Source organism: Streptomyces sp. NPDC030183 (assembly GCF_055573455.1).
Genome location: NZ_JBVIBK010000001.1, coordinates 599969 through 624497, shown reverse-complemented (window position 1 = coordinate 624497; position 24529 = coordinate 599969). Strand labels below are relative to the sequence as shown.

Sequence of the window (24529 nt, the reverse complement as noted above, 5' to 3'; positions counted from 1 at the left end):
GAAGTGATCCCGTTGTCGTTTGCCCAGCGTCGGCTCTGGTTCATCGACCGCTTCGAGGGCCCCTCTGCCACCTACAACGTGCCCCTCGCCCTCCACCTCACCGGAGAGCTCGACACCCGCGCCCTCGCCGCCTCGATCATCGATGTGATCGGCCGCCACGAGAGCCTGCGCACGATCCTCTACGACGAGGACGGCGTCCCCTACCAGCGAATACTTCCGCCGGAGGAGATCCGGCCCGACATCCCCGTCGTGGACGTCGAGCCCGAGCGGCTCCCCGAGGCCATCGCCGAGGCCGTCTCGTACACCTTCGACCTGTACGCCGAGATCCCGGTGCGCGCCCGCATCCTGCGGCAGGCCCCGGACCGGCACGTCCTGCTGCTGCTCTTCCACCACATCGCCGCCGACGGCGAATCCGGCGCCCCGCTGCTGCGGGACCTCAGCCTCGCCTACCGGGCCCGCCGCGAGGGCCGCGCCCCCGAGTTCCCCGAACTGCCCGTCCAGTACGCGGACTACGTGCTCTGGCAGCGTGAGCTGCTCGGCGACGAGAACGACCCTGACAGCATGGTCTCCCGCCAGCTCTCCCACTGGGAGGACGAGCTGGCCGGCCTGGCGCAGCCGCTCCAGCTGCCCCTGGACCGCACCCGCCCGTCGGTGGCCAGCCACCGCGGCGACACCGTCGAGTTCGAACTGGAGCCCGAACTCCTCGCCCAGGTCGAGGAACTGGCCACCGAGCGCGGGCTGAGCGTGTCGATGGTCCTCCAGTCCGTCCTCGCGGTGCTGCTCCAGCAGCTCGGCGGCGGCGACGACATCCCGATCGGCTCCCCGATCGCGGGCCGCGGCGACGAGGACCTCGCCGACCTGGTCGGCTTCTTCGTCAACACCTGGGTGCTGCGCGTCCGCCTGGACGGCAACCCCGCCTTCGAGGACGTCCTGGAGCAGGTCCGCGAGCGGGCCCTGAACGCCTACGACAACCAGGACGCCCCCTTCGAGATGCTGGTGGACCGGCTCAGCCCCGAGCGCTCCACCGCCTACAACCCGCTGTTCCAGGTGCTGTTCGCCTGGCAGAACATCACCCGCCCCGAGCTGGACCTGCCCGGCCTGGAAGCCCGCCTCGACTTCGAGCAGCTCGACACCAAGACCTCCAAGTTCGACCTGGAGTTCAACATCGCCCGGCACCCCGACGGGCAGGGCGCGCGCGGCACCATCGAGTACGCCCTCGACCTGTTCGACCGGTCCACGGCGGAGTCCGTCGGCGCCCGCTTCGTGCGCGTCCTGCGGCAGCTGATGGCCGACCCGGCCCTCCCGGTCGGCGCCGTCGACACCCTGGACCCGGCCGAGCGCCGGCGCTTCCTCGTCGAGATGAACGCCACCGCCGAGCAGACCCCGATGGTCACCCTAACCCGGCTGGTCGAGGAGCAGGTCGCCCTCAGCCCCGACGCCGAGGCCGTCGTCCACGAGGGCACGACGCTGACGTACGGCGAGCTGAACGCCCGCGCCAACCGGCTGGCCCACGTCCTCGTCGAGCACGGCGTCGGCCCCGAGTCGGTCGTCGCGCTGTCCCTGCCGCGCTCCCTCGACCTCGTGGTGGCGCTGCTCGCGGTGCTGAAGTCCGGCGGCGCCTATCTGCCGATCGACCCCAAGTACCCGAGCCACCGCCTGGAGTACATCCTCGGCGAGGCCCGCCCGCACCTGGTCCTCACCGACTCCGCGACGGTCTCCGTGCTGCCGGAGACGGACGCCCCGAAGCTGTACGTCGACGAGCTGGACCTGTCCGGTCGGCCGGACGGCAACCTCGTCGGCGGCGCCCACCCGCACAACCTGGCGTACGTCATGTACACCTCGGGCTCGACGGGCACCCCGAAGGGCGTCTCCCTCTCCCACCACAACATCGTCAACGGTGTCCTCCAGCTCGCCGAGCGCGTCGACATGGGCAAGGACTCGCGGACCCTCGCGGGCACCTCCATCAACTTCGACGTGTCGGTCTTCGAGATCTTCACGACGCTCACCCACGGCGGCGCCGTCGAACTCGTCCGCGACGTCCTCGTCCTCGGCGAGCGCGCGGCCCGGGGCGAGGGCTGGAACGGCAGCCTCGTCAGCACCGTCCCGTCCGTCTTCGCCGAGCTGGTCGACCACATCGCGGACACCACCAGCGTCGACACGCTCGTCTTCGCGGGCGAGGCGCTCTCCTCGACGCTCGCCGCCCGGGTCCGCGAGGCGTTCCCCGACGTACGGATCGTCAACGCCTACGGCCAGACCGAGAGCTTCTACGCCACCGCGTTCGCCATCGACGAGAGCCGCGGCTGGCACGGCGAGGGCAGCGCGCCCATCGGCACCCCGCTGGGCAACATGCGCGTCTACGTCCTCGGCCCCGGCCTCACCCCCGTACCGCAGGGCGTGGCGGGCGAGCTGTACGTCGCCGGCAACGTGGCGCGCGGCTACCACGGCCGCGCCGAGCTGACCGCCGACCGCTTCGTGGCCGACCCGTACGGGCCGCCCGGCTCCCGCATGTACCGCACGGGCGACCTCGCCCGCTGGAACGCCGAGGGCCAGTTGGAGTACCTCGGCCGCGGCGACACCCAGGTCAAGGTGCGGGGCTTCCGGATCGAGCCCGGCGAGGTCGAGGCCGCGCTGACCGCGCACCCCGGCATCGCCCAGGCCGCCGTCGTCGCCCGCGCCCACGGCACCACCAAGCAGCTCGTCGGCTATGTCGTGCCCGCCTACAGCAGCGACTCCACCAGCACCGACCTGCGTGCCGGCGTCGAGACCGCCGACCTGCGGGCCTTCGTGGGGCAGCGGCTCCCGGACTTCATGATCCCGTCCGCGTTCGTCGTCCTCGACCGCCTGCCGCTCGCCCCGAACGGCAAGCTCGACCGCAAGGCGCTGCCCGAGCCGGAGTTCACCGCGGGCGCCTACCGGGCCCCCGGCACCGAGCGCGAACGCATCCTCGCGGAGGTGTACGCCGAGGTCCTCGGCCTCGAACGCGTCGGCGTCGACGACGACTTCTTCGCCGTGGGCGGCGACTCCATCCGCTCCATCCAGGTCGTCTCCCGTGCCCGCGCCCAGGGCGTCGAGGTCACCCCCCGGCAGATCTTCGAGCGCCGGACGGCCGCGGAGCTGGCCGCCGTCGCCTCCGAGCAGTCGTCGGCCTCCGTGGTCCTGGAGGAGTACGAGGGCGGCGGCACCGGTGAGTTCCCGCTGCTGCCGATCGCCGAGTACATGCTCGAACTCGGCGGTTCCCACGACCGCTTCTCCATGGCCGTCCTCGCCGAACTCCCGCTCGGCATCGACCGCGCCGGCCTGGTCGCCACCCTCGACGCCGTCCTCGACCGCCACGACATCCTGCGCTCACGGCTCGACGCCGGGGCCCGCCGGATCATCGTCGGCGCGCCGGGCACCGTGGACGCGGGCACCCTGCTGCGCCGCGTCGCCTGCGACGGCTCTCGGGCCGAGGACGAGCTGGTGGCCGCCGAACTCGACGCGGCGACCGGCCGCCTGGACCCGGCCGCCGGGGTGATGGCCCAGTTCGTGTGGCTGGACCCGGCCGATCCGGAGGCCCCCGGCCGCCTGATCATCGCCCTGCACCACCTGGTCGTCGACGGCGTCTCCTGGCGCGTGCTCCTGCCCGACCTCGCCGCCGCCTGGCAGCAGGTCAAGGAGCGGGGCCGCGCGAAGCTGCCGGCCGGCGGCACGTCCGTACGCCGCTGGACGCACGCCCTGATCGAGGAGGCCCGCTCCCCTGAGCGCACGGCCGAGCTGGACCTGTGGAAGCGCGTCCTCGACGGGCCCGACCCGCTGCTCTCCCACCGACCGCTGGACCCGGCCGTCGACACCCGAGGCTCCCTCGACTTCGTCCGCGTGCAGCTCCCCGCCGACGTCACCGAGGCCCTGCTCACCACGGTCCCGGCCGCCTTCCACGGCGGCGTCAACGACGGCCTCCTCGCGGCCCTCGCCCTGGCCGTCGCCAGGTGGCGCCGCGCGCGGAGCGTCTACGAGTCCTCCACCCTGATCAAGCTGGAGGGCCACGGCCGTGAACAGGACGTGGTCCCCGGCGCCGACCTGTCCTCCACGATCGGCTGGTTCACCAGCCTCTACCCGGTTCGCCTGGATGTCGCGGGCATCGACCTGGACGAGGCGTTCAAGGGGGGCAAGGCGGCAGGGGCCGCCGTGAAGGCCGTCAAGGAACAGCTCCTGTCGATCCCGGACAAGGGCCTGGGCTACGGCTTGCTGCGCTACCTGAACGAGACGACCGCGGCCGACCTGAACGCGCTCGGCTCCACCGGCCAGATCGGGTTCAACTACCTCGGCCGTTTCTCCTCCGCCGACATGCCCGAGAACCTCCGCGGCCTCGGCTTCACCCAGCTCAGCGAGCTCTCCGCGCCCCTCGACGAGGACATGCCCGCCATGTCGTCCCTGGAGATCAACTCCCTGGTCGTCGACACGGAGGACGGCGCGCGGCTGGACGCGAGCATCGGCTTCCCGGCGACCCTCTTCGAGAAGGAGGACGTCGAGGAGCTGGTGGACCTGTGGTTCGCCGCGCTGACCGCCCTCGCCCGGCACGCCGGCCAGGAGGACGCCGGCGGTCTCACCCCCTCCGACCTGCCCCTCGTGGACGTCACCCAGCAGGACATCGAGCGGTGGGAGGAGACCTACCCCGGCCTCACCGACGTGTGGCCGCTCACCGCCCTCCAGTCGGGCCTGCTGTTCCACACGATGCTGAACGACGACTCGTGGGACGCCTACCAGATGCAGATGTCGTTCCACGTCACCGGCGAGGTCGACGCGGAGCGCATGCGCACCGCCGGCCAGGCGGTCCTGGACCGGCACCCGAACCTGCGGGCCGCGTTCGTCACCGACTCCGCCGGTCGCCAGGCCCAGGTCATCGTGGACGGCGTCGAACTCCCCTGGCGGGAGATCGACCTGACCCACCTCCCGGAGGAGGAACGCGAGGAGTCCTTCGAGCGGTTCCTCGCCGCGGACCACGCGCAGGCGTTCGACCCGGCGGTCCCGCCGATGCTCCGCATGACCCTCGTCCGGATGACGGGCGAGACCTCCGAGCTGGTCCTCACCGCCAACCACGTCCTCTTCGACGGCTGGTCCTTCCCGCACCTGATGAAGGACCTCCTCCACCTGTACGGCTCCGGCGGCGACCCCTCGGTCCTGCCCCGCGTCCGCGGGTTCAAGGACTTCCTCACCTGGCTCGACCGCCAGGACCACGAGGCGTCCCGGCAGGCCTGGGCCCGCGAACTGGAGGGCGTCGAGGAGCCCACCCTGCTCGTGCGGGGCAGCGCCCCCGCCACCGGCAGCCAGGGCATCGGCTCCGTCGACGTGCCGCTGCCCCTGGACGAGGTGCGCAGGCTCACCCGCCGCGCCTCGGAGCTGGGCGTCACCGTCAACACCCTGGTGCAGGGCGCCTGGGCGGTGCTGCTCGGCCGGCTCACCGGACGCCGGGACGTCGTGTTCGGCGCGACCGTCTCCGGGCGGCCCCCGGCGGTGCCGGACGTCGACTCGATGGTGGGCCTGTTCATCAACACGCTGCCCGTCCGCGTCGAGTACGCCCCCGGCGACTCCCTCGCCGACGTCCTCACCGCGCTCCAGCGGCGGCAGGCCGCGCTGCTCGACCACCACCACCAGGGTCTGAGCGAGATCCAGCAGAGCACCGGCCTCAGCACCCTCTTCGACACCCTGGTCGTCTTCGAGTCGTACCCGGTGGACCGGGCCGGCCTCGACGAGGCCAACGCGGCGGCCGGGATCGCCTTCACCACCATCCGCCCCTCCACGGGCACCCACTACCCGCTGACCGTGATGGCGGACGCCGACCCGCACCTGCGGCTCGCCCTCCAGTTCCAGGAGCACGTCCTGGACCGGGCCGCCGTCGAGTCGTACGCGGCCCGCCTCGCCCTCGTCCTGCGGCAGCTGGCGGACGACCCCAGCCTGCCGGTCGGCCTGGTCGACCTGCTGGAGCCGGCCGAGCACGACCGTCTGCTGGAGCTGAGCGGCACCACCGCGCCCCGCCCCGACACGACCGTCACCCGGCTCATCGAGAAGCAGGCCGCGGCGACCCCGGACTCGATCGCGCTCGTCCACGAGGGCGCCCGGACGACGTACGAGCAGCTCAACTCCCGCGCCAACCGGCTCGCCCGGCTCCTCGTCGACCGCGGGGTGGGCCCGGAGACCGTCGTCGCCGTGTCCCTGCCGCGCTCGACGGAGCTGGCTGTCGCCCTGCTGGCGGTGTTGAAGGCGGGCGGCGCCTATCTGCCGATCGACCCCAAGTACCCGAGCCACCGCCTGGAGTACATCCTCGGCGAGGCCCGCCCGACCCTGGTCCTCACGGACGCGGAGACGGTCGCCGTGCTGCCGGACACCGACACGCCGAAGCTGTACGTCGACGAGCTGGACCTGCCCGCCGACGACAGCGACCTCGGCCGCCCGGTCCGCCCGCAGAACCTCGCGTACGTGATGTACACCTCGGGCTCCTCCGGGACCCCCAAGGGCGTCGCCATCACCCATGCCAACATCGTCAACGGCGTGCTGGGGCTCGCCGCCCGCATGGGCGTCCAGGCCGGCTCCAAGGTCCTCGCCGGTACGTCGATCAACTTCGACGTCTCCGCGTTCGAGCTGTTCACCACGCTCGTCCACGGCGGCACCGCGGAGATCGTCCGGGACGTCCTGGTCCTCGGCGAGCGCGACCACTGGCGCGGGGCCGTCGTCAGCACGGTGCCGTCGGCGTTCGCGGAGCTCCTCGACCAGATCGCCGACCGCACCTCCATGGACACGGTCGTCTTCGCGGGCGAGGCCCTGTCGTCGACGCTCGTCTCCCGGGTCCGCGAGACGTTCCCCGGCGTCCGGATCGTCAACGCCTACGGGCAGACGGAGAGCTTCTACGCGACCACGTTCGACGCGGCCGGCTGGGACGGCACGGGCAGCGCGCCCGTCGGCACGCCGCTGCCCAACATGCGGGCGTACGTCCTCGGCGCGGGTCTCACCCCCGTGCCGCCGGGCGCCGTCGGCGAGCTGTACGTCGCCGGGAACCTGGGCCGCGGCTACCGCGGACGGCCCGACCTGACCGCCGACCGGTTCGTGGCCGACCCGTTCGGCGAGCCCGGCTCCCGCATGTACCGCACCGGCGACCTCGCCCGCTGGACCGAGGACGGGCAGATCGAGTACCTCGGCCGGGGTGACACCCAGGTCAAGGTGCGCGGCTTCCGCATCGAGCCCGGCGAGGTCGAGGCCGCCCTCGCCTCCCACCCGCGGGTGACGCAGGCCGCGGTGATCGCCCGCAACGGGCGCGGCACCAACGCCGGCAAGGTCCTCGTGGCGTACGTCGTGCCCTCCGCGCCCGACGCGGTGGACGCCGACGAACTGGGCGCCCACGCGGCCCGCAAGCTCCCCGAGTTCATGGTTCCGGCCGCCTACGTCGTCCTCGACCGGCTGCCGCTGATGCCGAACGGCAAGCTCGACCGGGCCGCGCTGCCCGCCCCCGAGTTCGCCGGGGTGCCCTACCGGGCGCCGCGCACCAAGCGGGAGGAGATCCTCGCCGGGCTGTACGCCGAGGTCCTCGGCGTCGACGAGGTCGGCATCGACGACAACTTCTTCAACCTGGGCGGCCACTCGCTCCTCGCGACCCGGCTGATCAGCCGTATCCGCACCGAACTGGGCGTGGAGATCCCGATCAAGGTGGTCTTCGGCTCGCCCACGGTCGCCGAGCTGACGGGCCGGCTGTCCTCCGGCGACACCGTCCGCACGCCGCTGCGGCGCCTGCGCGCCCGCCCCGAGAAGCTGCCGCTGTCGTTCGCCCAGCGCCGGCTGTGGTTCATCGACCGGTTCGAGGGCCCCTCGGCGACGTACAACATCCCGATGGCGCTGCGGCTGACCGGCGACCTGGACACCGAGGCGCTCGCCGAGGCCATCCGGGACGTCGTCGCCCGCCACGAGAGCCTGCGCACCGTGTACGCGGAGGACGTGGACGGCACCGCGTACCAGGTCGTCCTGGAGCCGGGGCAGTACAGCCTCCCCGTCCCGGTCGTCGAGGTGGCGGCGGACGGCGTGGCCGACGCGGTCGCCCGCGCGGCCCGGCACCACTTCGACCTGGCGAGCGACATCCCCGTCAAGGCCGGCATCCTGCGCGTCGGGGCGGGCGAGCACCTCCTGACCCTGCTCATCCACCACATCGCCAGCGACGGCGAGTCCATGGCCCCGCTGATCCGGGACGTCTCCACCGCCTACGCGGCCCGCCGCGAGGGCCTCGCGCCCGAGTTCGCCGAACTGCCCGTGCAGTACGCCGACTACACGCTCTGGCAGCGGGACCTGCTCGGCGACGCCACCGACCCGGACAGCGTGCTCGCCGCGCAGTCCTCGTACTGGCGGCGCGAACTGGCCGCCGTACCGCAGCCGCTGAGGCTGCCCGTGGACCGGCCGCGCCCGCCGAAGGCGAGCTACCGGGGCGAGATGCTCGACTTCCGCATCGACGACGACCTCCTCGTCGCCGTGGAGAAGCTGGCCCGCGAGCACGACGTGACCGTGTCGATGGTCATGCAGTCCGTCCTCGCGGTGCTGCTGCACCAGCTCGGCGGCGGCGACGACATCCCGATCGGCTCCCCGATCGCCGGCCGCACCGACGAGGCCCTCGCCGACCTGGTCGGGTTCTTCGTCAACACCTGGGTGCTGCGCGCCGAACTGTCCGCCAACCCCACCTTCGAGCAGCTGATCGCCCAGGTCCGCGACAAGGCCCTGGCCGCGTACGCCAACCAGGACGCCCCCTTCGAGCGCCTGGTGGAACTGCTCAACCCCGAGCGGTCCACGGCCTACCACCCGCTGTTCCAGGTCATGTTCGCCTGGCAGAACTTCGCGCAGGCCGACTTCGACCTGCCGGGCCTGGACGTCGCGTACGTGCCGACGCCCACCGGGACCGCCAAGTTCGACCTGTTCTTCAACCTCACCGAGGTGACGGGCCCGGACGGACGCGAGGTCGAGGGCCTGCTGGAGTACGCCACCGACCTGTTCGACCGGGAGACGGCCGAGCGTGTCGCCGACCGGTTCGTGCGGGTGCTGCGCCAGCTCGTCACCGACCCGGCGGCCCGTGTCGGCGCGGTCGACCTCCTCGACGACGCCGAGCGCGACCAGGTGCTGCACCGCTTCAACGACACCGCCGAACCGACCCCGCACCTCACGGTCGCCGAACTCGTCGAGAAGCAGGTCGCCGCCACCCCGGACGCCGTCGCGATCGTCTCCGGCGACACCACGCTCGCCTACTGGGAGCTGAATGCCCGCGCCAACCGGCTCGCCCGCGAACTCGTCGCCCACGGCGTCGGCCCCGAGACCCTGGTCGCGGTGTCCCTGCCGCGCACCGCCGACCTCGCGGTCGCCCTGCTCGCCGTCCTCAAGTCCGGCGGCGCCTACCTGCCGATCGACCCCAAGTACCCGAGCCACCGCCTGGACCACATCCTCTCCGAGGCGGCCCCGGCCCTCGTCCTCACGGACACCGGGACGGTCTCGGTGCTCCCGGAGACGGACCTGCCCAAGCTGTACCTGGACCGGCTCGACCTCACCGACCGCTCCCCGGACAACCTGCCGGTCACCGCCCACCCGCAGAACCTGGCGTACGTCATGTACACCTCGGGCTCGACGGGTGTGCCGAAGGGCGTGTCCCTCAGCCACCACAACATCGTCAACGGTGTGCTGCGGCTGATCCCGAGGGTCGGCGTGAAGAAGGGCTCGCGGATCCTCGCGGGCACGTCCATCAACTTCGACGTGTCGGTGTTCGAACTGTTCACCACGCTCAGCGTCGGCGGCAGCGCCGAGATCGTCCGGGACGTCCTCGTCCTCGGCGAACGCGACAGCTGGAACGGCACGATGATCTCCACCGTGCCGTCGGCCTTCACCGAGCTGCTCGACCAGCTCGCCGGCCGCCTCACCGTCGAGACGGTCGTCTTCGCCGGCGAGGCCCTGCCCACCGCCCTGGTGGAGCGGATGCGGGAGCAGATCCCCGGCGTCCGCGTCGTCAACGCCTACGGCCAGACCGAGTCGTTCTACGCCACCACCCACACCGCGAACGGCACGGTGGCGGCCGGCGGCACCGGCAGCGCCCCCATCGGCACCCCCCTCGGCAACATGCGGGCCTATGTCCTCGGCCCCGGCTTCACCCCGGCACCCGTGGGCGTGGTCGGCGAGCTGTACATCGCCGGTGACGTCAGCCGCGGCTACCGCGGCCGGCCCGACCTGACCGCCGAGCGGTTCGTCGCCGACCCGTTCGGCCCGCCCGGCTCCCGCATGTACCGCACGGGCGACCTCGCCCGCTGGAACGCCGACGGGCAGCTGGAGTACGCGGGACGCGCCGACTCCCAGGTCAAGGTGCGGGGCTTCCGCATCGAGCCCGGCGAGGTCGAGGCCGCGATCACCGCGCACCCCGGCGTCGCGCAGGCGGCGGTCGTGGTCCGCGAGCACGGCAGGACCAAGCAGCTCGTCGGCTACGTGGTCCCGGCCGACGCGGGGACGGGCGGGGACGGCGCCGGACAGCTCGGCGGCACCGACTTCGACCTCACCGCCGGACTCACCGCACGCGACCTGCGCTCCTTCGTCTCCGACCGGCTGCCGGAGTTCATGGTCCCGGCCGCCTTCGTCGTCATCGACCGGCTGCCGCTCGCCCCGAACGGCAAGCTCGACACCAAGGCGCTGCCCGAACCGGAGTTCAGCGGCGGCGAGTACCGGGCGCCCCGCACCCCGGAGGAGGAGATCCTCGCCGCCGTGTACGCCGACGTCCTCGGCCACGGCCGGGTCGGCATCGACGACGACTTCTTCGCCGTCGGCGGTGACTCCATCCGCTCCATCCAGGTCGTCACCCGGGCCCGCGCCCAGGGCGTCGAGGTCAGCCCGCGCGAGATCTTCGAGCACCGCACGGTCGCCGAACTCGCCCGAGTGGCCCGCACCACCGGCACCGCCGTGCTCCTGGAGGAGTTCGAGGGCGGCGGCACGGGCACCCTGCCGCTGCTGCCGATCGCCCAGTACATGCTGGAACTCGGCGGCGACTTCGACCGCTTCTCCATGTCCCTCCCGCTGGAACTGCCCCTCGGCATCGACCGGTCCGGCCTCGTCGCCACCCTCGACGCCGTGTTCGACCGCCACGACCTGCTCCGGTCCCGGCTGACCGGCGCGAGCCTGGAGGTCACCCCGGCGGGCTCCACCGCCACCGCCTCACTGATCCGGCGCGTCGCCTGCGACGGGACCTGGGACGAGACCTGGCTGCGCGACGCCGCCGCCGAGCTCGACGCGGCCACCGGCCGACTGGACCCGGCGGCCGGGGTGATGGCCCAGTTCGTGTGGTTCGACCCGGCCGACCCGGCGATCCCCGGCCGGCTCCTCATCGCCCTGCACCACCTGGTCGTCGACGGCGTCTCCTGGCGCATCCTGCTCCCCGACCTCGCCGAGGCGTGTAAGCAGCTGAAGGAGAACGGAACGGCGGAACTCCCGCCCGTCGGCACATCCGTACGCCGCTGGACGCACGCCCTGATCGAGGAGGCCGGCTCCCCGGAGCGCACGGCCGAACTGGAGCTGTGGCGGGGCGTCCTCGACGGCCCCGACCCGCTGCTGGGCTCCCGCCCGCTGGACCCGGCCGCCGACACCCGCTCCACCATGGACCACGTCTCGCTCCGCCTCCCCGTGGAGGTCACCGAGGCCCTCCTGACGAAGGTCCCGGCGGCCTTCCACGGCGGCGTCAACGACGCCCTCCTCACGGCCCTCGCCCTCGCGGTGACCAGGTGGCGCCGCGGCAGGGGGGTGGACGAGCCGTCGACGCTGGTCCGCCTCGAAGGCCACGGCCGCGAACAGGACGTCGTCCCCGGCGCCGACCTCTCCTCCACGATCGGCTGGTTCACCAGCATGTACCCGGTCCGCCTGGACACGACGGGCTTCGACGTGGACGAGGCGTTCGAGGGCGGCGCCACGACGGGCGCGGTGGTGAAATCCATCAAGGAGCAACTCCTCGCCATCCCGGACAAGGGCCTCGGCTACGGCCTGCTGCGCTACCTGAACGAGGGCACCGCGCCCGATCTCAAGGCTCTCGGCGCCGCCGGGCAGATCGGGTTCAACTACCTCGGCCGCTTCTCCGCCGCCGACATGCCGGAGGACCTCCGCAACCTCGGCTGGACCCAGCTCCCCGACGTGGCCCTCGCGCCGGACCTGGGCGGGATGCCCGCCATGACCACCGTCGAGATCAACTCGGCGGTCATCGACACCGACCTCGGCGCCCAGCTCGACGCCTCCGTCGGCTTCCCGGCCGGCGTCCTCACCCGCACCGAGGTCGAGGACCTGATGTCCCTCTGGGCGGACGCCCTGAAGGCGATCACCACCCATGTCACCGAGGACCCGACGGCCGGCGGGCTCACCCCCTCCGACCTGCCCCTCGTCGACGTGACCCAGCGGGACATCGAGCAGTGGGAGGAGACGTACCCCGGTCTCACCGACGTCTGGCCGCTCACCGCGCTCCAGTCGGGCCTGCTCTTCCAGTCCCTCCTGGACGACGACGCGGCACACGACGCGTACCAGATGCAGATCGCCTTCCACGTCTCCGGACGCGTCGACCCGGTGCGCATGCGGGCCGCGGGCCAGGCCGTACTCGACCGCTACCCGAACCTGCGGGTCGCGTTCGTGACGGACTCGGCCGGCCGGCAGGTCCAGGCGGTCGTGGACGGTGTCCGCCTGCCCTGGCGGGAGGTCGACCTGCGCGCACTCCCGGAGCGGGAGCGGGAGGAGGCGTTCGAGCGGTTCCTCGCCGAGGACCACACCGCCCACTTCGACCCGGCCGCCCCGCCGCTGCTGCGGCTGTCCCTGGTCCGGATGACCGACGACCGCTCCGAACTCGTCCTCACCGCCCACCACGTGCTGTTCGACGGCTGGTCCTTCCCGATCCTCATGCAGGACCTGCTCCACCTGTACGGCTCCGCCGGCGACCCGGCCGTCCTGCCCCGCACCCGCGGTTTCAAGGACTTCCTCACCTGGCTGTCCCGCCAGGACGAGGCGGAGACGGCCCGCGCCTGGGCGGCGGAACTGGCGGGCGTGGAGGAACCCACCCTCCTCGCACCGCCCACCCCGCCCGGCGACGCGGAGGCGGACCCGGCCACGGACGACGGTGACCCCGGTGTCGGCCAGCTCGACGTACGGCTGCCGCTCGACGAGGCCCGCGCCCTCAACCGCCGCGCCTCCGAACTCGGCATCACCGTCAACACGCTCGTGCAGGGCGCGTGGGCGGTCGTCCTCGGCCGGCTGACGAACCGCTCGGACGTCGTGTTCGGCGCGACCGTCTCCGGGCGGCCGCCGACGGTGACCGACGTGGACTCGATGGTCGGGCTCTTCATCAACACCCTGCCCGTCCGCGTCGAGTACGGCCCGGGCGACACCCTCGCCGACCTGCTCACCGGGCTCCAGCGGCGCCAGGCCGCGCTCCTGGACCACCATCACCACGGGCTGAGCGAGATCCACCGGACGACCGGGCTGAGCACCCTCTTCGACACCCTCGTGGTCTTCGAGTCGTTCCCGGTGGACAAGGAGGGCATCGACTCCGCCAACAGCGCCGCCGGGATCGCCTTCACCGGCATCCGCCCCTTCTCCGGCACGCACTACCCGCTGACGGTGATGGCGGCCGCCGACCCGCACCTCCAGCTGGTCCTCCAGTACCAGCGGGGCGTCTTCGACCGGGACACCGTCGAGGCGCTCGGCGGGCGGCTCGTGCGGGTCCTGCGGCAGATGGCGGCCGACCCGTCGGTCCCGGTGGGCCGCGTCGACCTCCTCGAACCGGCCGAGCACGAGCGGCTCGCCGAACTGAGCGGCACCCCGGCGGACACCCCGGCGCTGACCGTCGCCGGACTGGTCGAGCGGCAGGTCGCGGCCACCCCGGACGCGCCGGCCGTGGAGTACGGCGACACGACGCTGACGTACGCGGGGCTGAACGCGGCGGCCAACCGGCTCGCCCGGGAGCTCGTCGCCCACGGCGTCGGCCCCGAGAGCGTGGTCGCGGTGGCCATGCCCCGTACGGAGGGCCTGGCCGTGGCCCTGCTGGCGGTGCTGAAGGCAGGCGGCGCCTATCTGCCGATCGACCCGAGGTACCCGAGCCACCGCCTGGAGTACATCCTCGGCGAGGCCCGGCCCCAGCTGGTCCTCACCGACTCGGGGACGGTGTCCGTACTGCCCCCGACGACCGTGCCGAAGCTGTACGTCGACGAGCTGGTCCTCCCGGCCGACGACACCGACCTCGGCCGCCCGGTCCACCCGGAGAACCTCGCGTACGTGATGTACACCTCCGGTTCGACGGGCACCCCGAAGGGCGTCGCGATCACGCACTCCAACGTGGTCAACGGCGTGCTGCGGCTGGCCGGCCCGGTGGGCATGGCGCCCGGCCGCCGGATGCTCGCGGGCACCTCGGTCAACTTCGACGTGTCGGTGTTCGAGCTGTTCACGACCCTCGCCCACGGCGGCACCGTCGAGATCGTCCGCGACGTGCTCGCCCTGGGGGAGCGGGACCGCTGGCAGGGCTCCGTCATCAGCACCGTCCCGTCCGTCTTCGCCGAACTCGTCGACCAGCTCGCCGGCACCACCACCGTCGACACCCTGGTCTTCGCCGGCGAGGGCCTGCCCGCCGGACTCGTACGCCGGGTCCGGGAGGTCTTCCCCGACGTGCGCGTGATCAACGCGTACGGCCAGACGGAGAGCTTCTACGCCACCCTCGCCGAGGTGGGCGACGCCACGGGCAGCGCCCCGATCGGCACCCCCCTCGCCAACATGCGGGCCTACGTCCTCGGTCCGGGGCTCACCCCGGTACCGCCGGGCGCCGTGGGGGAGCTGTACGTCGCGGGGAACGTCGGACGCGGCTACCGGGGACGCCCCGAGCTGACCGCCGACCGCTTCGTGGCCGACCCGTTCGGCCCGCCCGGCTCCCGCATGTACCGCACGGGCGACCTCGCCCGCTGGAACACCGAGGGGCAGCTGGAGTACGCCGGCCGCGGTGACGTCCAGGTGAAGGTGCGCGGCTTCCGGGTCGAACCTGGCGAGGTGGAGGCGGCCCTGACGGCCCACCCGGGCGTCGAGCGGGCCGTGGTCGTCGCGAAGCCGCACGGGAACAGCCGGCGTCTCGTCGCCTACGTGGTGCCCGGCGCCGACCTCGACACCGACGACCTGCGGGCCCACACGGCCCGGCGGCTCCCGGAGTTCATGGTCCCCTCCGCGTTCGTCCACCTGGACCGGCTGCCGCTCGCCCCGAACGGCAAGCTCGACCACCGGGCGCTGCCCGAGCCCGAGTTCACCGGCGAGGCGTACCGGGCGCCGCGCACCGGCCGGGAGGAGGCCCTGGCGGCCCTCTTCGCGGAGGTCCTCGGCCTGGAGAAGGTCGGCATCGACGACGACTTCTTCTCCCTGGGCGGGCACTCCCTCCTCGCGGCCCGGCTCGTCAGCCGCGTCCGCCGGGAACTCGGCTGGCCGCTGCCCATGCGGGCGGTGTTCCAGGCGCCCACGGTGGCCGGGCTCGCCGCGCACGGCACGAAGGCGGCGGGGGAGAACACCGACCCGTTCGCCCGCGTCCTGACCATCAAGCCCGGCGGGGACCGTGAACCGCTGTGGTTCGTGCACCTCACCGGCGGTCTCGCCTGGCCCTATCTGTCCTTCGCCGGGCATCTGCCCGCCGACCGGCCCGCGTACGGCATCCAGTCGCCCGCGTGGTCCGCCGTGCGGGACCTGGCCGCCGGGCATTCCCCCGAGTCGGGTTCGCCGTCGCGTTCCCTGCCGAATTCGCTGGAATCCCTGGTGACGGATTACGTCACGGAGATACTCTCGATTCAGCCCGAGGGACCGTTCCACCTGATCGGCTGGTCCTTCGGCGGAGCGGTCGTCCACGCGATGGCCGCGGAACTCCAGCGCAGGGGCCACGAAGTCGCCCTCCTCGGTCTTCTCGACGCGGCACCGAGCGGCCACTTCGCGAACGACCCGGAACTCGAACTGGCCCAGGTGCGCACCCTCCTCGGCGCATTCGTCGGAGAGCTCGGCGGGAACGCCGGCGCGGCGGACCAGGAAAGCCTCCTGGAGACCTCGTCGGAGTTCGTGGTCCACCACGTCGAACTGCTGAAGGACTTCACACCGCCGGTCTTCACGGGCGACGTGCTCTTCTTCAACGCGACGCTGAACCCCGAGGCGCCCTACACGGACCAGTGGGCCCCGTACGTCGACGGCGAGCTGACGGCGTACGACGTCCACAGCACCCACCACGAGATGTGCCTTCCGGCGCACGCCGCCGGAATGGCGGAAGTCATCGGCCACAAGCTCGACGAGCTCGACAAGGCCCGGGACGGCAAACCGTCCTGACCCCCTCGCGGGACCCCCACCCCCCGGTCCCCGCGAATCCGTCCCCGGGGCGCACCCACAAGGAACGCCCCGGGGACGGAAAAACCCTCAGCAAGCGCCCGCGCCGAGAATTGGTAGGTCCGAATGTTCGTTCCCGATCCGTACCGGGAGCCGGACGGCTCGTGGATGACCGAGCTGATCCGCCTCAACCCCTTCGCCCTGCTGGTGTCCAACGGCCCCGCCGACGCCGACCCGTACGCCACCCACCTCCCCGTGATCCGCGACCCGGAGTGGACCGGCGCATGGACGGAGAACCTGGCCGGCGGCCGCCTCATCGGCCATATGAACCGGGAGAACCCGCACTGGACGGCCCTGGAGAACGGCACCCCCGTCCTCATCACCTTCACCGGACCGCACGCCTATGTGTCGCCGACGGTCTACGACATCACTCCGGCCGCCCCCACCTGGGACTTCACCTCCGTCCACGTCCACGGTGTCTTCGAGAAGATCGAGGCCGCCGCCCCCGGTGAGGACTCCCTGGAGGTCTGCAAGGACACCGTCAAGGCATACGAGCGCGACTTCGGCGCCGCCAAGGCCTGGGACATGTCCCGCTCCATCGACTACTTCGCGACGATCCTGCCCGCGGTGGGCGCCTTCCGGGTCGAGATCACCGGCGCCGAGGGCATGTTCAAGCTCAGCCAGGAACAGGACGAGGAGATCCGCGCGCGGGTCCGCGAGGACTTCGCCCTGCGCGACGCCGACCAGTACCGCGAGACCGCCGAACTCATGGACCGCATGGAGAAGACCGGCACCATCAAGGGCTGCCCGGTCCACCACTGAGTTCAACTGTCCACCCAGTACCGCCGTTGACGCTCCAAAAAGGCGCAACGTACCTTTCCAGCACACCACTTGCGGGAGAATTCATGGAAGCGAACACCGAAGCGTACGAGGTCGTGGGAATAGGTTTCGGACCGGCCAACCTCTCGCTCGCCATCGCACTGGAGGAGCAGCGCGGAAAGGACGAGATGCAGCTCACCGCGGCCTTCTTCGAGAAGCAGCCGTCCCTCGGCTGGCACCGCAACATGCTGCTTCCCGACACCAAGATGCAGATCTCCTTCCTCAAGGACCTGGCGACCTTCCGCAACCCCGCTTCCCAGTGGAGTTTCATCGCCTATCTGCACGCCGCGGGCCGTCTCGCGCAGTTCGTGAACAACCAGAACTTCTTCCCCACCCGGAACGAGTTCCACGACTATCTCGAATGGGCCGAGTCCAGTTTCTCGGACCGTGTCACCTACAACTCCGAGGTGCACGCGGTCCACCTGCCCGACGGACACGCCGGCGGCCCCGTCGACACCGTCCGCGTCGAGGTGAAGGACAACGGTCCCCGCGGCGGCACCCGCCTCGTCGAGGCCCGCAACCTCGTCATCTCCACCGGTCTCGTCCCGAAGATGCCCGACGGCGTCGACCGCAGCGAACGCGTCTGGCACAGCTCCGAGTTCCTGGGCCGCTTCCACACCCTCGACCAGGGCCGGGTCCGCCGGTTCGCCGTCGTCGGCGCGGGCCAGAGCGCCGCCGAGATCACCCGGTTCGTCTACGACACGATCCCGGACGCCGAGGTCTACGCGATCATGCCGTCGTACGGCTACTCGATCGCCGACGACACCCCCTACGCCAACCGCATCTTCGACGCCGACGCCGTCGACGACTACTACGGCGGCACCGACCGCACCCGCGAGTCGTTCTGGCGCTACCACCGCAACACCAACTACGGCGTCGCCGACGACGAGGTCATCCGCGACCTCTACCAGCGTGCGTACGACGACGAGGTGGCCCGGATCAAGCGCCTCCACCTGCTCAACCTGTCCCGCGTCCAGCGGGTCGACCAGAGGGCCGACGGGGCCCGGCTCACCATGCACTCCGTGCGAGACGACTCGGTGTACGACCTCGACGTCGACGCGATCGTCTTCGCCACCGGCTACGACTCCATGGACCCGACCGCCCTGCTGGGCGACCTGGCGCCGTACTGCCTGCGTGACGACGAGGGCCGCCTGCGGGTCGAGCGCGACTACCGCCTCGTCACGAAGCCCGAGCTGAACGTCGGCATCTACCTCCAGGGCGGCACCGAGCACACCCACGGCCTCGCCTCCTCGCTGCTGTCCAACATCGCCATCCGCAGCGGCGAGATCGCCGACGCCATCGCCATCGACCTGGCGTCGCGCCAGCACACGACCGTCTGAACACGACCGACTGGGCACGACCGTCCCACCACCACCGATCCACGTCCCACGAGAGGGAGTTGAACCGCGATGAGCACCAACCCGTTCGACGACGCCAACGGCACCTTCCACGTCCTCGTCAACGACGAGGAGCAGCACTCGCTGTGGCCGACCTTCACCCAGGTCCCGGCGGGCTGGCGGGTGGTGTTCGGCGAGGCGGGCCGCCAGGACTGCCTCGACTACATCCAGAACCACTGGACCGACCTGCGACCCAAGAGCCTCCGCGAGGCGATGGCCGGCGCGTGAGCGCCCGCCGCGAGGGTGTCCTCGCCCGCCCTCGCGCGGCGGTACGCCGCCGGACCCCCCTCCGGCCGGCGCACCGCCGCGGGGAGCGCACCGCCACCCGCCGCCGGTACCTGATGTGCCAGCCGTACCCGTTCGACGCGGTGGAGGCGGACCGCCCCTGGACCGACCGGTCCTCCGCACCCCTCACCTCCCGGCGGGCCCTGATGCAGTGGGGCCGCCTCTACAGCCTCTACCTCTCGCTCGGCCACGACGTCCGGCTGATCGGCCCGCTGCCCGGACTGCCCGACGCGGTCCGCGCGGCGGCGACCGCGGCGGTCGTGGACGGCCGGGTGCTGGGGGCACGCCGGGGTGGTCCGGCGGGTGAACCGGCGTACCTGGACTGGTTCCGCACGCACGGCTTCACGGACGTACGGGGTGCCGTCCACGCCAACGAGGGCGCGCGGGACCTCCTGGTCACCGACTGCTGGATCCTCGCCGGCCGCCAGGTGGGCAGCGCCCCCGAGGCCCACCGCGAGGCCCTCGACTTCTTCCGGCGCCCCTTGATCAGCCTGGAGCTGGCCGACCCCCGCTTCCAGCATCTCGACACCGCGCTGGCCGTCCTGGACGGTGACGAGGTGATGTACCACCCGGCGGCGTTCACCGAGGTCAGCCGCGATGTGCTGGCGGGCCTCTTCCCCGACGCGCTCCTGGTCGACGAGCCGGCCGCGGCGTCGCCGGCGCTCAACGCGGTCAGCGACGGCCTGCATGTGGTCCTGCCGGAGACGGCGGAAGCGGTGGCGCCGGCCCTGCGGGAGCGGGGCTTCCGCCCTCTCCTGCTGGACCTGTCGGAGCTGGTGAGGGGAGACGGAGGGGTCAAGTCCTGCACGCTGGAGTTGGGACCGGGCGCCTCATAGCTCGGGGGTGCGCGGTTCGTCGGCGGGTGCGGGTGCGTCGTGGTTTCTCGCGCAGTTCCCCGCGCCCCTGAAAAGCACGGGCTGCGCCCGCTGCTTTTCCTGTGAAGGGCGGGCCGCAGGCCCGTTCCCTTCAGGGGCGCGGGGAACTGCGCGACCAGCCCCCATCCACCCGCACCCGCCCACGAGCCCGACCCCCCGAGCTCTCCCGCGAACCACGAACTCACCCAAGAAGGGCCGCGCAGGCGAACCTCCGCCGCGCGGCCCTTTCCTCATGCCCCGACAACCCCGCACCCCCGAGCAGTTGAACGCCGTAGGAAACATACCGCTGTCCCGGTATGTTTCAAGCCAACGCCAACGCCAACGCCAACGCCAACGCCAACGCCACCGCCAGCCCGCCCGGAGCCACGGATGGAGACCCCATGTCCCAGGAAGTCCTCAGCCTGACCTCGAAGTTCGTCAGCACCCCCGGCGGCTTCACCAGCCTCCGAGAGCAGGCCCCCCTCGTCAGGGTGACCCTCCCGGACGTCGAGACCCCGGTCTGGCTGCTGACCCGCTACGAGGACGCCAAGGCCGCCCTCACGGACCCCCGCTTCGTGCGGGACAACCACAAACTCCCCGGCCAGGACGGCCCGAGCATCGCCGACCAGATGATCGAGGCGTACGGGCTGCCCGCGGAGTACCGCGACTACCTCGGCATCCTCGTCCTGGCCGACGGCGAGGACCACACCCGGATGCGCACCCTGATCACCCGCGCCTTCACGGCCCGCCGTATCAACGCCCTGCGCCCGAAGATCGAGAAGATCACCCACGACCTCTACGCGGCGATGGCCGCCAAGGGCGAGGCAGACCTCCTGGAGGATCTCAGCCACCCCCTCGCCGGCTTCGGCGTCTGCGAACTCATCGGCGTCGACGCGGCCGACCAGCCGCAGATCTGCGCGTGGATCCGCGACTACATCTCCGGTGACCCCGAGCGGTTCATCCCGGCCCTCCAGGGCATGGTCGAGCACTGCAAGAAGCTCATCGAGGAGCGCACGGCCGCCCTCTCGGACGACCTGATCTCCGAGCTGATCCGGGTGAGCCAGGAGGAGGGCGACTTCGGCGAGACCGAGATCGTCGCGATCTTCCTGCTGCTGATCAACACCGGCATCATGCCGCCCGCCCACTTCATCGCCGACGCGATCCTCGCCCTGCTCGACCACCCCGACCAGCTGGCCCGGCTGCGCGAGGAGCCCGAGCTGCTCGCCGGCCGCGCGGTTCCGGAGCTCCTCCGCTTCACCACGCCCGTCCCGATCGGCGCCCCGATGTACGCCACCGAGGACCTGGAGCTGGGCGGTATGCCGGTCAAGCAGGGCGAGGTGGTCACGGCCGCGCTGCTCGGCGTGAACCACGACCCGCGCGAGTTCCCCGGCGGCGCCGACAAGCTCGACATCGGCCGTGAACTCGGCCGCGGCGTCGGCCACATGGCCTTCGGCCACGGCCCGCACTTCTGCATCGGCGCCGCCCTCGCCCGCCTCCAGGCCGAGGTGGTGCTGGAGACCCTGTTCGTCCGCAACGACGGCCTGACCCTCGCCGTGGACCGCGAGGCGCTGGAGTACGTGGCCATGCCGGGCGACGGCATCCACCTGGTGTCGCTCCCGGTGCGCTTCTGACTTTGAAGGGTTCGTCCTCGCCCTCTTCTCCGGCAGCCATGGACTGAACACCCACCCCTGGTCGATCCTTGACGGACAGACGTGGGGGCCGGGTTCACATCCCTTGGACATCCCCGTACCCGATTCCCGTACCTCCCGTACTCCTTGACCAACCTGATCAACGGCCCGCCCGGAGCGGGCCGTTCGGTCGTGTACGGGCTCCTCGGCGGTACGCACCCGGCTCGTCCACCAGATCCGAGAGGAGACGAGCCATGGCCGACGCCGTTCTGCCCGACCCGGTTCTGATCATGCTGCTGGGCGCCGCGGGCAGCGGGAAGAGCGCGCTCGCCGGGGCCTGGCCGCCGAGCGCGGTGCTGGAACTGGACGAGTTCCGGGAGCGGATCTGCGACGACCCGATCGACGAGGACGCCACCGACGAGGCGGTGCACGTCCTCGGCGAGGTGCTGGAGGCGCGGCTGGCCCGCCGGCTGACGACGGTCGTCGACGCCGACGGCCCCGGCCGCGTGGTGCGGGCGAAACTGCTCGACATCGCCGGCCGGCACCGGGTCCCGGCGGCAGCGCTGATCATGACGACCCCGCTGGAGACCTGTCTGGAGCGCAACGCCCGGCGCCCGCCGGGGCGCCGCCTCCCCGATGACGTCGTACGCCTCCAGTACGCGGAGACGGTCGACGCGACGCCCGGTCTGCCGGGGGAGGGGTTCGGGCATGTGGAGGCGGTGTACGGAGGGCCGATGCGGCTGGTGAGCTGAGCCGGCGAACCTCCGTGGAGCCCTTGAACGCCTGGTCAGCGGGGCGGTGGTGCCGTGTCGGCGCCGCCGCCCCGTTCGCTGTGCGCGACCGGGGTGGAACGGGCCCCGTATTGTTGTCATGGACATGATTGAACGTCTTGTTGGGCCGCTCCTGCCCCGGTTACATCGGCCACCCATGCCAATCCGGGAGGGGTCATGACAGTGCGAGCAGCCGTAGCCGGAGCGAGCGGATATGCGGGAGGTGAACTTCTCCGCCTGCTGATCGGGCACCCGGAGGTGGAGATCGGCGCCCTGACGGGCAACGCGAACGCCGGGCAGCCGCTGGGCGGACTCCAGCCGCATCTGCCGCCCCTGGCCGGCCGGGTGCTGGAGCCGACCACCACCCAGGTGCTGAGGGGCCACGACGTCGTGTTCCTCGCCCTGCCGCACGGCCAGTCGGCGGCCGTCGCCCGGGAGCTGGGCCCGGACGTCCTGGTCGTGGACTGCGGCGCCGACTTCCGGCTGCGCGACGCCGCCGACTGGGAACGCTTCTACGGCTCCCCGCACGCCGGCACCTGGCCCTACGGCCTGCCCGAACTCCCCGGCGGGCGCGAGCCGCTGCGGAGCACGAACCGGATCGCGGTACCGGGCTGCTACCCGACCGCCGTCTCGCTCGCCCTCTTCCCCGCGTACGCCGCCGGTCTCGCCGAACCCGAGGCCGTGGTCGTCGCCGCGTCCGGGACCTCCGGCGCGGGCAAGGCGGCCAAGCCGCATCTCCTCGGCTCCGAGGTCATGGGCTCGATGAGCCCGTACGGCGTGGGTGGTGAACACCGGCACACGCCTGAAATGATGCAGAACCTGAGCGCCGCCGCGGGGGAGCCGGTCTCCGTCTCCTTCACCCCGACCCTGGCGCCCATGCCCCGCGGCATCCTCGCCACCTGCAGCGCGAAGGCGAAGCCCGGGACCACCGCCGACGACGTACGCGCCGCGTACGAGAAGGCACTGCACGACGAACCGTTCGTCCGGCTGCTGCCCGAGGGGCAGTGGCCCGCCACCGCCGCCGTGTACGGGTCGAACGCCGCACAGATCCAGGTCGCCCTCGACACCTCGGCCGGCCGGATCATCGCGATCAGCGCCATCGACAACCTCACCAAGGGCACCGCGGGGGGTGCCGTCCAGAGCATGAACATCGCCCTCGGGCTCCCCGAGGACCTGGGGCTTTCCACGATCGGAGTCGCACCATGAGCGTCACCGCAGCGAAAGGGTTCACGGCGGCGGGCGTCGCCGCCGGGATCAAACAGAACGGCAATCCGGACCTCGCCCTCGTGGTCAACAACGGGCCGCGGTCGGCCGCCGCCGGTGTCTTCACCTCCAACCGCGTCCAGGCCGCTCCCGTCCAGTGGTCCCGCGAGGCCCTCGCCGACGGCCATGTGTCCGCGGTCGTCCTCAACTCCGGCGGCGCCAACGCCTGCACGGGTCCCGAGGGCCACCAGGACACGATCGCCACCGCCGAGCGGGCGGCGGAGCTGCTCGGCCGCGGCGTCGAGGAGATCGCGGTCGCCTCGACCGGCCTCATCGGCGTACGGCTGCCGATGGACAAGCTGCTCACGGGCCTGGAGACGGCCGCCGGGCAATTGTCCGAGCACAGCGGCGAGAGGGCCGCCATCGCCATCAAGACCACCGACACCGTGCACAAGACCTCCGTGTACCAGGGCGACGGCTGGACCGTCGGCGGCATGGCCAAGGGCGCCGGCATGCTCGCCCCGGGCCTCGCCACCATGCTGGCCGTGATCACCACCGACGCCGACCTGCCAAGTGCCGTGCTGGGGAAGGCACTTCGCGACGCCACCCGGACCACCTTCGACCGCGTCGACTCCGACGGCTGCATGTCCACCAACGACACCGTCCTGCTCCTCGCCTCCGGCGCCGCCGAAGTCGCCCCCTCCCACGACGAGTTCGCCGAGGCCGTACGCGCCGTCTGCGCCGACCTCGCCCGGCAGCTCATCGGCGACGCCGAGGGCGCGAGCAAGGACATCCGCATCGAGGTGACGGGCGCCGACAGCGAGGCCGACGCCGTCGAGGTGGGCCGCACCATCGCCCGCAACAACCTCCTCAAGTGCGCCGTCCACGGCGAGGACCCCAACTGGGGCCGGGTACTGTCCGCGATCGGCACCACCTCCGCCGTCTTCGACCCCGACCGGCTGAACGTCGCCATCAACGACGTCTGGGTCTGCAAGGGCGGCTCGGTCGGCGAGGACCGCTCACTGGTCGACATGAGCGGCCGCGAGGTCCGTATCACCGCCGACCTCGCCGCCGGCACCGAGTCCGCCGTGATCTGGGCCAACGACCTGACCGCCCAGTACGTCCACGAGAACAGCGAGTACTCGTCGTGACCTCACCCATAGGAACCGGCGCCGACG

9 protein-coding genes are annotated in these 24529 nt (G+C 72.0%); all 9 read left to right on the top strand.

Features of this window, described 5'->3' with window-relative positions:
• The first annotated feature begins 3 nt into the window (after positions 1-3).
• The 9 genes from ACZ4Z2_RS02655 to argJ all read left to right on the top strand — a co-directional run bounded on the left by ACZ4Z2_RS02655 (position 4) and on the right by argJ (position 24502).
• Positions 4-16338 (top strand): amino acid adenylation domain-containing protein, encoded by a 16335-nt coding sequence (locus ACZ4Z2_RS02655; protein WP_468071548.1) that lies wholly within the window; start codon positions 4-6, stop codon positions 16336-16338.
• A 123-nt stretch (positions 16339-16461) separates the two neighbouring features.
• On the top strand, positions 16462-17157 hold the full coding sequence (locus ACZ4Z2_RS02650; RefSeq protein ID WP_468071546.1) for an FMN-binding negative transcriptional regulator: 696 nt from the start codon (positions 16462-16464) through the stop codon (positions 17155-17157).
• An 83-nt stretch (positions 17158-17240) separates the two neighbouring features.
• Positions 17241-18554, top strand: coding sequence for a lysine N(6)-hydroxylase/L-ornithine N(5)-oxygenase family protein (locus ACZ4Z2_RS02645; RefSeq protein ID WP_468071544.1), 1314 nt, complete (start codon positions 17241-17243; stop codon positions 18552-18554).
• A gap of 69 nt (positions 18555-18623) precedes the next feature.
• On the top strand, positions 18624-18839 hold the full coding sequence (locus ACZ4Z2_RS02640; RefSeq protein WP_468071542.1) for an MbtH family protein: 216 nt from the start codon (positions 18624-18626) through the stop codon (positions 18837-18839).
• Entirely contained in the window at positions 18836-19732 is an 897-nt protein-coding gene (locus ACZ4Z2_RS02635) for a dimethylarginine dimethylaminohydrolase family protein (RefSeq protein ID WP_468071540.1), read from the top strand. The genes ACZ4Z2_RS02640 and ACZ4Z2_RS02635 overlap by 4 nt, the downstream gene beginning before the upstream one ends.
• A gap of 419 nt (positions 19733-20151) precedes the next feature.
• Positions 20152-21381 carry a cytochrome P450 family protein gene (locus ACZ4Z2_RS02630; RefSeq protein ID WP_468071538.1) on the top strand — a complete coding sequence of 410 codons (1230 nt, stop codon included), beginning with the start codon at positions 20152-20154 and terminating at the stop codon, positions 21379-21381.
• 251 nt (positions 21382-21632) lie between these two features.
• A complete protein-coding gene (locus ACZ4Z2_RS02625) occupies positions 21633-22130 on the top strand; it encodes an AAA family ATPase (protein WP_468071536.1) in 498 nt (165 codons plus the stop codon).
• Positions 22131-22325: 195 nt separating this feature from the next.
• The gene (gene argC, locus ACZ4Z2_RS02620; protein WP_468071534.1) at positions 22326-23354 is read left to right on the top strand and encodes an N-acetyl-gamma-glutamyl-phosphate reductase; all 1029 of its coding nucleotides are present in this window, start codon (positions 22326-22328) and stop codon (positions 23352-23354) included.
• Entirely contained in the window at positions 23351-24502 is a 1152-nt protein-coding gene (gene argJ, locus ACZ4Z2_RS02615) for a bifunctional glutamate N-acetyltransferase/amino-acid acetyltransferase ArgJ (RefSeq protein WP_468071532.1), read from the top strand. Before argC ends, argJ begins: the two co-directional genes overlap by 4 nt.
• Positions 24503-24529 lie beyond the last annotated feature (27 nt).